Source organism: Streptomyces griseoloalbus, assembly GCA_014650015.1.
Lineage (GTDB): Bacteria > Actinomycetota > Actinomycetes > Streptomycetales > Streptomycetaceae > Streptomyces > Streptomyces griseoloalbus.
Genome location: BMUD01000083.1, coordinates 1 through 1011, shown reverse-complemented (window position 1 = coordinate 1011; position 1011 = coordinate 1). Strand labels below are relative to the sequence as shown.

Sequence of the window (1011 nt, the reverse complement as noted above, 5' to 3'; positions counted from 1 at the left end):
GCCGTCCTTCTCCATCTGCTCGGCCAGCTTCATCGCTTCTTCGATCAGCGTCTCCACGATCTTGGACTCGGGGACGGTCTTGATGACCTCGCCCTTCACGAAGATCTGGCCCTTGCCGTTGCCGGAGGCGACGCCGAGGTCGGCCTCGCGGGCCTCGCCGGGGCCGTTGACGACGCAGCCCATGACGGCGACGCGCAGCGGGACGTCCATGCCGGTGAGGCCGGCGGTGACCTCCTCGGCGAGCGTGTAGACGTCGACCTGGGCGCGGCCGCAGGACGGGCACGAGACGATCTCCAGGCCGCGCTCCTTGAGCCCCAGCGACTCCAGGATCTGGATGCCGACCTTGACCTCCTCGGCCGGCGGGGCCGACAGGGAGACGCGGATGGTGTCGCCGATGCCCTGGGAGAGCAGCGCGCCGAAGGCGACGGCCGACTTGATCGTGCCCTGGAACGCCGGGCCGGCCTCGGTCACGCCGAGGTGCAGCGGGTAGTCGCACTGCTCGGCGAGCTGTCGGTAGGCCTCGATCATGACGACCGGGTCGTTGTGCTTGACGGAGATCTTGATGTCCCGGAAGTCGTGCTCCTCGAAGAGGGACGCCTCCCACAGGGCGGACTCCACGAGCGCCTCGGGTGTGGCCTTGCCGTACTTCTGGAGCAGGCGCCGGTCCAGCGACCCGGCGTTCACACCGATGCGGATCGGGGTGCCGTGGTCCTTCGCCGCCCTGGCGATCTCCCTGACCTGGTCGTCGAACTTCTTGATGTTGCCGGGGTTCACCCGGACCGCCGCGCAGCCGGCCTCGATCGCCGCGAAGACGTACTTGGGCTGGAAGTGGATGTCGGCGATCACCGGGATCTGCGACTTGCGGGCGATGGTCGCGAGCGCGTCCGCGTCGTCCTGCGTGGGGCAGGCCACCCGCACGATCTGGCAGCCGGACGCGGTGAGCTCGGCGATCTGCTGCAGCGTCGCCCCGATGTCGGACGTACGCGTGGTCGTCATCGACTGCACGGACAC

At 69.0% G+C, this 1011-nt stretch carries 1 protein-coding gene; it reads right to left on the bottom strand.

What is annotated here, in order from left to right; all coding sequences use genetic code 11:
* On the bottom strand, positions 1 to 1011 hold a 1011-nt coding region (gene ispG, locus IE178_RS35050; protein ID WP_193515070.1), incomplete at both ends, for a flavodoxin-dependent (E)-4-hydroxy-3-methylbut-2-enyl-diphosphate synthase.